Source organism: Bacteroides finegoldii DSM 17565 (assembly GCF_000156195.1).
GTDB lineage: Bacteria > Bacteroidota > Bacteroidia > Bacteroidales > Bacteroidaceae > Bacteroides > Bacteroides finegoldii.
The window spans coordinates 113,478-126,211 of record NZ_GG688325.1 but is presented as its reverse complement, the minus strand read 5'-3'; the positions used below and the strand labels follow the sequence as shown (position 1 = coordinate 126,211).

11 protein-coding genes are annotated in these 12,734 nt (G+C 41.0%); 8 read left to right on the top strand and 3 right to left on the bottom strand.

What is annotated here, in order from left to right; genetic code table 11:
* Nucleotides 1–4 precede the first annotated feature (4 nt).
* On the top strand, nucleotides 5–595 hold the full coding sequence (locus BACFIN_RS08190) for a DUF4251 domain-containing protein (RefSeq protein ID WP_022275085.1): 591 nt from the start codon (nucleotides 5–7) through the stop codon (nucleotides 593–595).
* Nucleotides 596–684: 89 nt separating this feature from the next.
* Complete coding sequence (locus BACFIN_RS08195; RefSeq protein WP_007754337.1) at nucleotides 685–1,344, top strand: response regulator transcription factor; 660 nt, start codon at nucleotides 685–687, stop codon at nucleotides 1,342–1,344.
* A gap of 173 nt (nucleotides 1,345–1,517) precedes the next feature.
* Here BACFIN_RS08195 and mnmA read toward each other — a convergent pair whose 3' ends face one another.
* Nucleotides 1,518–2,585, bottom strand: coding sequence for a tRNA 2-thiouridine(34) synthase MnmA (mnmA, locus tag BACFIN_RS08200; RefSeq protein ID WP_007754334.1), 1,068 nt, complete (start codon nucleotides 2,583–2,585; stop codon nucleotides 1,518–1,520).
* A 176-nt stretch (nucleotides 2,586–2,761) separates the two neighbouring features.
* On the opposite strand from mnmA, the gene BACFIN_RS08205 reads away from it, so the two are divergent.
* Nucleotides 2,762–4,231: a S41 family peptidase gene (locus tag BACFIN_RS08205; RefSeq protein ID WP_007754333.1), complete on the top strand. Its 1,470-nt coding sequence runs from the start codon at nucleotides 2,762–2,764 to the stop codon at nucleotides 4,229–4,231.
* 11 nt (nucleotides 4,232–4,242) lie between these two features.
* Nucleotides 4,243–5,115 (top strand): DUF4595 domain-containing protein, encoded by an 873-nt coding sequence (locus BACFIN_RS08210; RefSeq protein ID WP_007754331.1) that lies wholly within the window; start codon nucleotides 4,243–4,245, stop codon nucleotides 5,113–5,115.
* Between the two features lie 91 nt (nucleotides 5,116–5,206).
* Here BACFIN_RS08210 and BACFIN_RS08215 read toward each other — a convergent pair whose 3' ends face one another.
* The gene (locus BACFIN_RS08215; RefSeq protein WP_007754329.1) at nucleotides 5,207–6,019 is read right to left on the bottom strand and encodes an alpha/beta hydrolase; all 813 of its coding nucleotides are present in this window, start codon (nucleotides 6,017–6,019) and stop codon (nucleotides 5,207–5,209) included.
* A 190-nt stretch (nucleotides 6,020–6,209) separates the two neighbouring features.
* Here BACFIN_RS08215 and BACFIN_RS08220 point away from each other — a divergent pair, with 190 nt between their 5' ends.
* The 4 genes from BACFIN_RS08220 (at nucleotide 6,210) to BACFIN_RS08235 (ending at nucleotide 11,392) form a co-directional block, all read left to right on the top strand.
* Nucleotides 6,210–8,588 (top strand): TonB-dependent receptor, encoded by a 2,379-nt coding sequence (locus tag BACFIN_RS08220; RefSeq protein ID WP_007754327.1) that lies wholly within the window; start codon nucleotides 6,210–6,212, stop codon nucleotides 8,586–8,588.
* A 19-nt stretch (nucleotides 8,589–8,607) separates the two neighbouring features.
* Complete coding sequence (locus BACFIN_RS08225; protein WP_007759054.1) at nucleotides 8,608–9,393, top strand: M48 family metallopeptidase; 786 nt, start codon at nucleotides 8,608–8,610, stop codon at nucleotides 9,391–9,393.
* Nucleotides 9,394–9,575: 182 nt separating this feature from the next.
* On the top strand, nucleotides 9,576–10,862 hold the full coding sequence (locus tag BACFIN_RS08230; protein WP_007754323.1) for a hemolysin family protein: 1,287 nt from the start codon (nucleotides 9,576–9,578) through the stop codon (nucleotides 10,860–10,862).
* A 53-nt stretch (nucleotides 10,863–10,915) separates the two neighbouring features.
* Nucleotides 10,916–11,392 carry a copper resistance protein NlpE gene (locus tag BACFIN_RS08235; protein WP_007754320.1) on the top strand — a complete coding sequence of 159 codons (477 nt, stop codon included), beginning with the start codon at nucleotides 10,916–10,918 and terminating at the stop codon, nucleotides 11,390–11,392.
* Nucleotides 11,393–11,486: 94 nt separating this feature from the next.
* Here the strand turns inward: BACFIN_RS08235 and BACFIN_RS08240 are convergent, their stop codons facing one another.
* On the bottom strand, nucleotides 11,487–12,707 hold the full coding sequence (locus BACFIN_RS08240) for a glycoside hydrolase family 88 protein (RefSeq protein ID WP_007754317.1): 1,221 nt from the start codon (nucleotides 12,705–12,707) through the stop codon (nucleotides 11,487–11,489).
* Nucleotides 12,708–12,734: the final 27 nt, after the last annotated feature.

The window sequence follows — 12,734 nt, the reverse complement described above, 5'->3', positions numbered from 1 at the left end:
AGTTATGAAAAAGTTTATTGCATTATTAGCATTAGTATTAGTAAGTGCAAGCACGATGATGTATGCACAGGAAAGTAACGCAGCAACCCGCCGCGCAGAACGAAAAGTTCAAAGAGACGCAGAAAGAGCGAAACTCCGCGCCGAAGAACAAGTACAGGACATGGCAGCCTATCAACAAGCTGTACAGGCTTTAAAGAACAAGCAATTTGTATTGGAAGCCAATCAAGTAATCTTCCGCAATGGAATGAGTGCTTTCGTGACTTCAAACACCAACTTCGTCTTGATGAATGGCAACAGAGCCACTGTGCAGACTGCTTTCAATACAGCTTATCCAGGCCCTAACGGGATCGGTGGTGTCACTGTAGATGGTAATTCTTCTGATATGAAAATGAACATTGACAAGAAAGGAAATGTGAACTGTTCATTCAGCGTTCAAGGTATTGGTATTTCCGCTCAGGTCTTTATCAACATGAGCAGTGGAAATAATACAGCTTCGGTTACAATCAGCCCGAACTTCAATAACAACAATCTGACATTGAACGGAAATATCGTTCCGCTTGACCAATCCAACATTTTCAAAGGACGTTCCTGGTAATCTGAATTCAAGAATCTAATTAAAACTCCGCTACAAATCGTACAAAATATGTACATTTGTAGCGGAGTTTTTATTTAGCTATTCCTATTATGAGAGAATTTATCATTGCAGACAATCAAGATATCAGCAAAGCGGGAATGATGTTCCTACTGACCAAGCAAAAAGATGTATCCGCGCTTTTAGAAGCTGATAATAAAGCAGAGCTGATTCAGTTGCTGCGATTGTATCCGCAAGCAGTGGTTATTCTTGATTACACACTATTCAATTTTGCCGGGGCAGATGAACTGATCGTTCTGCAGGAAAGGTTTAAAAAGGCCGATTGGATTCTATTCTCCGATGAGCTAAGTCTCAACTTCCTTCGACAAATATTATTTAGCAGCATGGCTTTTGGAGTAGTAATGAAAGATAATTCCAAAGAAGAAATTATCACTGCTATTCAATGCGCTATCCGCAAACAAAGATATATCTGCAATCATGTCAGCAACCTATTGCTTTCGGGAACTGGCTCTCCGTCTGTTACCTCATCCACAGACAATCATTTGCTAACGCAAACAGAAAAGAATATTCTAAAAGAAATCGCACTGGGCAAAACGACAAAAGAGATTGCAGCAGAGAAAAACCTTAGTTTTCATACGATTAACAGCCACCGTAAAAATATCTTCCGCAAGTTAGGCGTAAATAATGTGCATGAAGCCACCAAATATGCCATGCGGGCGGGAATTGTTGATTTAGCGGAATACTATATCTGATGTGTTTTCAAGAGCCTTATCCGCCTTATCATAGATATAAAGAAGGTTTAACACCGCATCTTGTTGGGAATTCCATCGTTGTCATAATCAAACCTCCTTTATTTATAATTCTACGAAACAAAAGTAATGAAAATAATCTTGTTTATTCAATCTTCGCCACTCAAAAAAAATATTTAACAGATAATCTCTCCACTTCCCACACAAATCCGCGCTTCTTTATCATAAATCACTCCAAACTGTCCCGGAGCAATGCCTTGTAACTTTTCAGAAGATAGGATATGAAACTGATTATCTCCCTTCATAATGAGCTTCCCTTTAGTAAATTCAGGAGTATGACGAATTTTAAAGGTTATATCCACTTCCTTATCCTGACCCTTCCAAATATTATCCGTTATAAAATGAAAATCACGCATTTGGAATTCATTCCCATATTGGGTCTCTACACCGTAGCCGCGAGATACGTAAATGATATTTTCCTGAATATCCTTTTTAACAACAAACCAAGGACCTCCACTCAAACCAAGCCCCTTCCGTTGCCCGATAGTATGAAACCAATAACCATGATGTGTACCTAGTTTCTTTCCGGTTTCCAATTCTACAATCACTCCTTCCCGCTCGCCAAGAAAACGACGGACAAAATCATTATAGTTTATCTTTCCCAAAAAGCAAATGCCTTGACTGTCTTTTCTTTTGGCACTGGGTAATCCAGCCGCATCTGCAATTTCACGCACCTCATGTTTCGTCAATCCTCCAATGGGAAACATTAGTTTGGAAATTTGCAGATAATCAATCTGTGCAAGAAAATCCGTCTGGTCTTTTACGGGATCTTTTGCCGTACCCAGCCACACTTTTCCATCACGCTGTATCGTAGTAGCATAATGACCGGTAGCCGTAAAATCAAACTCTTTCCCGATGCGTTGTTCAAAGCAACCAAACTTTATCAGTTTATTGCACATCACATCCGGATTCGGTGTCAATCCCTGCCGGATCTTACCAATGGCGTAAGTCGCTACATTTTCCCAGTATTCCTTATGAAAATCAACTATTTCAAGAGATAAACCGTACTTTCGGGCAGTAGCAGCCGATAATTCAATATCTTCCTCTGCCGAACAATCCATATACTCCGCTCCTTCCATACCGATCTTTATATAAAAAAGAGTCGGTTTGTAGCCCTGCTCACAAAGCAAGTGAACAACCACCGAACTATCAACACCTCCCGATAACAATGCAGCTATATTCATGAAATTACCGTTTATTAATCACTTATTCTATTTTACTAATGCCTATTGATAATTTTGGAAGCACAAAGATAACGCAGGATTCTCTAACAGCCAATCACACATTAAAGGCATTTTTATACCATAAATGTGGTAGATAAGCAAAGTATTTCCTACATTTGCAACGTGAAAAGCTTTTTATGATGACGAAATTAAGAAAGATAATCCTTATACCCGCCCTGACCATCGTATCTCTCAGTGGCTTCTTCTCCTGTGGTGTTGACCGCTGGCCGGAGTATGCCCACCAAACAGCATTGGATACATGGATATTAGACATCATGCAACAGAACTATCTATGGTATCAGGAGCTACCTTCCTATGATGATGTAAATTTATTTGTAGAACCTGCCTCTTTCCTGTCTAAAGTGAAATCGAAGCAGGATAGTTATTCATTTGTAGACTCTGTTATGGCAACCCCATTGCCCACATATGGATTTGATTATTCATTAGTTAGAAATCCGGATATTGACACTGCCTACAACGCTTTGATTACTTACGTTATTCCAGGTTCCCCTGCCGCACAGGCGGGTTTAGAACGCGGTGATTGGATCATGAAAGTAGACACTTCCTACATTAGTAAGAAATATGAGACATATTTATTGCAAGGAACTAAAGCCGTAAAACTGACTTTGGGCGAGTGGAAAGAGGTGGAAATAGAAGATGAAGAAGACGGAAATGAGGGAGGTGACGGGGAAGATGAAGGACCGATGATGGAATATAGAGTTGTTCCAATAGATGACCCCGTTGAAATGCCTGCAGCACAGATAGTAGAAGACAATCCCGTACATAAATATGAGATTATTGAGTCGCCGGTCAAAAAGATAAGGGTAGGCTATCTCATGTACAATAGCTTCACAGCCGGTACAAAAGCCGAACCGGAAAAATACAACAATGAATTACGCAGTGTCTCGCAAAAGTTTAAGGAAGCAGGCGTACAAGCTGTTATTCTTGACCTTCGTTACAATGAGGGAGGTTCAATGGATTGTGTTCAGTTGTTAGGTACTATTCTGACCTCAGCCGACCGTTTAGGAGAGCCAATGGCTTATCTTGAATATAATGATAAAAATACGGATAAAGACGCCACTATTCTGTTCGGTACAGATAGGGAGATTAATTTAAACTTACACAGTTTAATCGCCATTACCAGCGGAACGACAATGGGAGCACCGGAAATGCTCATTAGAAGTCTTTTTTTAGAGGATACATATCCCATTGCTACTGTAGGCAGTTCGACGAAGGGACAAAATGTAGCAACAGAACAGTTTATTAATGAAGAATTTCTATGGTCGGTCAACCCGGTAGTATGTACAGTTTACAATTCCCAACACGATACTTATGGTGCCATTTCTCCAGCTACCGATTTAAAAGTCAGTGAAACCACAATAGCTGGGAGTACAAATTACAGTGAATTCCTACCATTCGGTACATTCGACAAGGATGGTAAAAGTGAAAGATTGCTGAAGATCGCCATAGGAGTATTGGACGGTACATATCCGCCTAAAGATGACGAAACTCCAGAAGAAAGTACAACACAGACTCGCTTCAAGGTCGAAAAGAGTGTAAGCAGTCCAGCCAGCCGACGTTTTAGCAGTAAAGGGCTAAGGCTTTAATAACATTTAAAATGAAAAAAGTAGTTCTACTATTTATCACCACTATTCTACTTTTCAGTTGTTCCGACGATGATGAGAAAGAGAAGACGTGGAATGAGATTAATATACCTGTTCCGACAATGTCTAAAATGGTAATGACCGAAGTTGAAGAGACATATATGACCACCTCCACTGCTATCAACACTATAAAGAATGAGTATGCATATACGGATAATAAGCTCACATCCTATACCAATACACAGTCAATCAGCATTGGTGAGGAAATTGTACAGGAACTTTCTCATCAGGTAACTTTACAATATGAGAACAACCTTGTCACCATGATAGATAGTGAAGATAACAAATGGATATATACATTGAATGAACAAGGTTATGCAACTCAATGTACATACACGACCATTTCCCAAGTACGCCAATATAATTTTACATATACAGACGGATACTTAACTCAACTGCATGAAAATATTACATCTATAAATGGTACACTACAGCCCGAAAACGCTTCCCATACCCTGTCGCTTGTTTATCAATACGGAGAGCTGATCAGTGTTACTTCCCCGTCACTGACAAATGAATCTTTCACTGATTACGGAGAAAATAAAATAATGTATGAAGCCGGAGAAACAATCAATTACTATTGCCTGCCCTGTTTGGATTTATTAGAAACTTATCCGCTTTCATTCCACCAATGCGCCCTATTTGCCGGAATCTTAGGCAAGCCGACACAACATCTGGTAGCCCGCTCCACTCCTGAAAACAATAATAATGAATATACTACTTATTCTTATACATTCGACAACGAAGGAAAACCTACGAGCATTTATAGCCGCACACATTATTCCAATAAGATCAATACTCAGAACATATCAATTGCCATTGAATAAGGAGCCCCATTGGGCTCCTAAAAAGATAACTGTGACAAAGAAGCGGCACAATCATGGCACTAATATAATGCACCAATCATATCAATACAATTTATTTCTTGAAAAACTTATCGAAGAAAAGTATCTGATAGTCAATAGAGTTATTCCAATATTGTCCGTTATGCGCTCCCGGACGGGTAATAAAATCATGGTCAATCTTTTTCTCCAACAAACGATGGTGTAAATTCTGATTCACCTTCAGGAAGAAATCGCTCTCACCACAATCGATTATAATGGCTAAATCTCCATTTTCAAGACCATCGATCAGATTGATAACAGTATGATTATCCCACACTTCTTTATTTGAATCATAATCTCCTAACTGCTTGGACATTTCCCAATTCTTCGGGAAAGGACGGATATCCATTCCACCACTTGTCGTTCCAGCACCGCCAAATATATCTTTATGACGGATCGCATTCCACATTGCTCCATGTCCACCCATACTCAATCCGGTAATGGCACGTCCTTTCCGATCAGCAATCGTTTTATAATGCTCGTCAATATACTTAACCAACTCCGATGAAATGAACGTCTCGTAACGATATGACGGATTGAGCGGACTATCCCAGTACCAGCTATTTTTCCCATCAGGACAAACAAAAATCATTCCCTTTTCATCCGCTATTTGTGGAAGATTCGGTTTTATTCCAATCCATGTTTTGGCATTTCCTCCGTAGCCGTGTAGCAGATAAAGAACGGGGCAAGCTAGCGCTTTTTTCCCCAATGCTACATCTGGAGTTACTACCACCACCTTCACATCCTTATTCATGGAAGGACTTTTAATCAATAAGGTATCTACTTTGGCAGCAAAAGAGAGAGCTGCCCAACCAAGAAAAAGAGTAATTAACAGAAGTTTTTTCATTGTGTATTATTTTATTTTAATATATAATTCTTCCGTGTCTTCTGAACAATGTGTGCCTTCATCGCATCATTGCCAGTAATCAAATTTACATTTTCATCAAAGAATCTGTCTAATAGGTCTCACAAAAATAGAACTTATAAACGAGAAATAAAACAATTTAATTATTTTTGCACCACTAAACTCTAATTGTATGAAGCGACTTCTTACCTTTTTCTTTTTTTGCAGTTTTCTGCTTCTCCTGATTCAAGCTCAACCTGTGCATCAGATAAAAGGAACAGTAATAGACAAAAACAGCCGTCAACCATTAGAGTTTATCAATGTAACGGTCATCGGACTGAATAAAGGTGGCGTAACCAATGCAGAAGGACACTTTACAATAGAGCAGGTACCTCCCGGTATCTATCGTTTACAAGCAACAGCTATCGGCTACAAAAGTGTCACTACGCCTGAATATATCTTGTCCACCAGGAATTTAAATATCTCGATAGAGATGGAAGAGAACCTGACGGAGCTCGAAGGCATTACTGTCACTGCTTCCCCTTTTCGGCGTGATTTGGAAAGCCCTGTCAGCCTGCGTATCATAGGACTACAAGAAATAGAAAAGAGTCCGGGAGCCAACCGGGACATCTCACGAATCGTACAGTCTTATCCCGGAGTTGCCTTTTCACCAATAGGCTACCGCAACGACTTGATTGTACGTGGCGGTTCCCCTTCTGAAAACCGTTTTTATCTGGACGGAATAGAAATTCCCAACATCAACCATTTCAGCACGCAAGGAGCTTCCGGTGGTCCCGTAGGCATCCTCAATGCCGACTTGATACGTGAAGTCAATTTTTATACCGGTGCTTTTCCTACAGATAAAGGGAATGCACTCAGTTCTGTCCTAGATTTCAAATTACGTGACGGAGATATGGAACGCAACTCGCTGAAAGCAACACTTGGAGCTTCTGAAGTCTCCCTTGCTTCCAACGGGCATATCGGGGAAAAAACTTCTTATCTGGTATCCGTACGCCAATCCTATCTGCAATTCCTTTTTGATATGCTTGACCTCCCTTTCTTGCCGACCTTCACAGACGTACAGTTCAAATTGAAAACCAGGTTCGACAAACAAAATGAACTGACTATTTTAGGATTGGGAGGAATCGACAATATGCGCTTGAACACAAAAGCGGATAGTGAAGACAACGAATACATTCTCAGCTACCTGCCTAAGATCAAGCAGGAGACGTTTACATTGGGCTCTGTTTACCGACACTACGCAGGAGCACATGTACAATCAATAGTCGTCAGCCACAGTTATCTGAACAACCGTAACACGAAATACCGCCAGAATGACGAAAGTGTTCCGGACAATCTAATGCTTCGCCTCCGTTCTACCGAACAAGAAACGAAGTTCCGTTTCGAGAACAAATCCTCTATCCGAAACTGGAAAATCAATCTTGGAGTGAACTTAGATTATAGCCAATACTCTAATACAACCTTTCAAAAGATATACACGAATCAGGCACAAATATTCGACTATCACACCTATCTGGATATTTTACGATGGGGAATTTTCGGTACTGTCAATTATTCTTCAATGGATGAACGTTTCACTGCTTCTTTAGGGTTACGGGCCGATGCCAATAACTATTCATCGGCAATGAAATCCCTCTCCGACCAATTATCACCCCGTATATCACTTTCTTACCAATTAACCGATCACTGGTTTGTAAGCGGCAATGCCGGACTTTATTATCAGCTTCCTCCATATACGGCGCTTGGATTTAAAAACAATCATGGAGCATACGCCAACAAATACAACCTCCGCTATATGAAAGTCAGTCAGGAAAGTTTGGGAGTCAGTTGGCGGAAAGGAGATACTTTTGAAGTTTCCATTGAAGGATTCTACAAAGATTATGATAAGATTCCGCTCTCCGTTGTAGACGGCATTCCACTGGCCTGCAAAGGAAATGATTACGGAGTGATAGGCAATGAACTGCTAACTTCCACCGCACAAGGGCGTTCTTATGGAGCAGAAATCTTAGTAAAATGGTTAATTGCCAAAAAGTTGAACCTGGCTTCTTCTTTCACCCTGTTCAAAAGTGAATACCGTAACAATAAAGAAAGTGAATACATCGCATCCGCATGGGATAACCGATATATCTTCAATCTACGGGGAACTTACAATCTCCCGCATCTATGGAGTGTCGGAATGAAAGTCAGTTGTATCGGTGGTGCTCCCTATACCCCCTACGATGAAGAGAAATCCTCTCTGGTATCTGCCTGGGATGCACAAGGAAAGGCATATTATGACTATTCGAGGTATAATAAGGAACGCCTTCCCGCCTTTGCCCAAGTAGATATCCGTGTGGATAAGACTTTTTACCTGAAACACTGTATGCTGGGATTCTATCTGGATTTGCAGAATATCACCGTAAGCAAACTAAAACAACAGGACGTACTGATGAGTACCGGTGTTATCGATAACCCGGAAGCTCCAGCCGATAGTCAGCATTATAGAATGAAACGTATCAAGCAGTCAAGTGGGACCTTACTCCCTACCTTAGGAATTACATTTGAATATTAATATAAAAACCTTTAAAAGTATGAAAAGACAAATTACTATGATCGCCTTTATCCTCTTAGGAATGGGCATGACAGCATCTGCACAGTTCGGCAAAAAGTTTAATTTAGGGAAAGCATTACAAGCCGGCAAAGACGTAGTATCAGCCGTAACATTATCTGATGCCGATATTGCCAACATGAGTAAGGAATACATGGAATGGATGGACACTCACAATCCATTAACCAAACCGGATACGGAATACGGCAAACGCCTGGAAAAACTGACCGGTCATATTAAAGAAGTAGACGGGCTAAAACTGAACTTCGGCGTATATGAAGTAGTAGATATCAATGCATTTGCCTGTGGTGACGGTAGTGTACGTATCTGTGCCGGACTAATGGATGTAATGACTGACGAAGAAGTCATGGCCGTAGTAGGTCACGAAATCGGTCATGTAGTTCATACCGATTCAAAAGACGCCATGAAGAACGCCTACCTTCGTTCGGCTGTAAAGAATGCAGCCGGTGCTACCAGCGACAAGGTTGCCAAACTGACCGACTCTGAACTCGGAGCTATGGCCGAAGCATTGGCAGGTGCGCAATATTCACAAAAACAAGAAGGCGAAGCCGACGATTATGGTGTAGAGTTCTGTGTAAAGAATGGTATCGACCCTTATGCCATGGCTAATTCGCTGACCAAGCTGGCGAAACTCTCAGAAGGTGCAGAAAAACCTTCTTATCTCCAAAAGATGTTCTCTTCACATCCCGATACAATGAAGCGAATCGAGCGAGCCAAAGCAAAGGCGGATACTTATGCTAAAAAATAACAGACATCCTTCCTGAATTGGACGGAAAAAGGAGATACGTTGGTTTTACAACCTTTGTATCTCCTTTTCTTTTTCCGATAAAAAGAATCCACTAGTATTAAAAAATCATTAATCTATTACACAGATTTGCATAGTGTCTTGATTTCATGTAATTTCGAAGCAATAACCATTTTAATCCATTTATGGAATTTCTTATAATTCTTTTCTTACTCATACTGAATGGCATTTTTGCCATGTATGAAATTGCGCTGGTATCATCCAGCAAAGCACGTCTTGAAACACTTGTCGCTAAAGGTAACAAATCCGCACGCGGAGTTCTGAAACAGTTGGAAGAACCGGAAAAGTTCTTATCCACCATCCAGATAGGTATTACCCTGATCGGTATCGTATCCGGTGCGTATGGTGGAGTAGCCATTGCCGATGATCTCGTTCCTCTATTCTCCCTTATTCCGGGAGCTGAAGCTTATGCGCGTAATCTTGCCATGATTACTACGGTAGCAGTCATTACCTATCTTTCTCTCATTATCGGAGAATTGGTCCCTAAATCCATTGCTCTTAGTAATCCGGAGAAATATGCCATCTTATTCAGTCCGATTATGATTCTGCTGACAAAAGTCTCCTACCCCTTTGTCTGGTTACTCAGTATATCCACCCGTTTGTTGAATAAGCTCATCGGTCTGAAAAGTGAAGAACGCCCTATGACACAGGAGGAGATTAAGATGATTCTTCACCAAAGCTCGGAACAGGGTGTGATTGACAAAGAGGAAACGGAAATGATACGTGATGTGTTCCGCTTCTCGGACAAGCGAGCCAATGAGTTGATGACACACCGCAGGGATCTCATTATCCTTCATCCGGATGATACGCGGGAAAAGGTAATGAAAGTGATCGAAGAGGAACATTACAGCAAATATCTATTGGTAGACGAGCGGAAAGATGAGATTATCGGTGTAGTGTCCGTGAAAGATATTATCCTGATGGTCGGTAACCAGCAGAAGTTTAACTTATGTGAAATAGCCCGTCCCCCTCTCTTTATTCCGGAAAGTTTGTATGCAAATAAAGTTTTAGAGCTATTTAAGAAGAACAAAAACAAGTTCGGAGTTGTTGTTAACGAGTATGGTAGTACGGAAGGTATTATCACACTGCACGACCTGACGGAAAGTATCTTCGGAGACATCCTTGAAGAGGACGAAACGGAAGAAGAAGAAATCATCACAAGGCAGGATGGTTCGATGTTGGTAGAAGCTTCAATGAACATTGACGATTTTATGGAAGAGATGGGAATTTTATCATACGAAGACCTGAAATCCGAAGACTTCACAACTTTAGGCGGACTGGCAATGTTCCTGATTGGTCGTATCCCGAAAGCCGGAGACATCTTCACATACAAGAATCTGCAATTCGAAGTAGTGGATATGGATCGGGGACGAGTAGACAAACTACTTGTCATCAAACGGGAAGAGGAATAAAGTAAAACCGAGCGATAGCTCACTATATTTATATTAACTTAAAGCACTTAGCAATGAAAAAAGTAATTATGTTAGCAGCCGTCGTAGCTGCTTTGGCATCTTGCCAATCAAAAGCCAACAAAGCCGCAGAGGCACAAGCAGACAGTCTTGCCCTCGCTATGACTCCGATTACCGAAATGACAGAAGTCTATGCCGGTACTCTTCCTGCTGCCGACGGTCCGGGTATCGATTATGTGTTAACCCTGAATGCTGCAACTGATGGTGTTGATACTACTTACACACTGGATATGACTTACCTGGACGCTCAAGGCCAAGGTCAGAACAAGACTTTCACTTCCAATGGAAAGCAACAGACAATACATAAGGTGGTAAACAAAAAACCTGTTACTGCAGTCAAATTAACCCCGAAAAGTGGTGAAGCTCCCATGTATTTCGTAATTGTGAATGATACAACTCTTCGATTGGTAAATGACAGCCTACAGGAAGCCGTTAGTGATTTGAATTATGACATCATTAAGGTAAAACAATAAATAGCCCTAAACCTAACCAGTAAAAATGCTCTGCAACGAATGAATCTTTCTTGCAGAGCATTTATTATTCTTACCAGTATTCAAAAGAGCCTTATTATCCAAGCACTCCGTATCCTTCTTGCAGACGTTTCAACCTCAACAACGCTTCGATATAATAGTAATCAGCATAAATGATAGAAGCGTCTATTTCCGAGTGATTCGGCCAGTGTCCTACACTATGAAGCAAGAAAGAAGGTTTACTTTCACCACTCTGGTAACTGTCGGAGCTGAGACTTGTCAACATCTCGATTGCCGCATCCTTATAACGTTTTCCTGTTCCATTAGGAAGATAGGTAGACAATTCGAGCAAAGCAGAAGCAACCACCGCTCCTGCCGAAGCATCACGGGGAGCATTCGGTATACTCGGATCATCAAAATCCCAATAAGGAACTTTATCCTCAGGGAGTCTATCCAAATAAACATCCGTTACCTTCTGAGCAAAATCCAAGTATTTAGGATCTTTTGTCTCACGATAGACCACAGTATATCCATAAATAGCCCATGCTTGTCCACGCGCCCACATTGTACTATCTGCATATCCCTGGTGAGTAACACCTTTAATCAGATTGCCTGTGATTGTATCATATACAGCCACATGATAAGAAGTATAATCAGGACGGAACTGGCTTTTCATCGTTTTGTCCGCATGAGACACGGCAATGTCATACAAATAAGGATTACCGCCATTCTTAGCTGCCCAGAAAAGCATTTCCAGATTAATCATATTGTCCATGATTGTATTGTGAGGCCAATTACGCGGTTCTACCTCACGAGGCCATGAAAGAATTGTTCCTACAATTGGATTGAACAAGGTAGCCAATGTATCGGCAGTGTCCAATATCACCTGTTTATATGCCGGATTCTTAGTCAGACGATAACCATTTCCGTAGCTACAAAATACAAGAAATCCCAAATCGTGATCGTAAGCTGGAATATGAGAAAGAAACTTCAATGAGTGAGTGAAATTCTCCGCTTCTTCCAACACTTGCTTATCTTTTGTATATTCGTAATCATACCAAAGTACTCCTGGCCAAAAACCAGCACACCACTCCTCCTTCGTCGCCTTACGACAATTCCAATGTTGTTCGTCAGCCATGATATTGCGTGGCATCATTGTATAGTCAATTCCGGAATCTGTTTTCAGTTCCGTAAGTGTACGTTGTGTCTGCTTTGCGCAGTAGTCCAATGCCTTATTCACATCCAATGTACCGGAAGGCTGATGAGCACACGTACAGAAACCTAACACCACAGCCAGACCTACTACAATCTTTTTCATCTTAATCTGATATATCTACTTTAATTT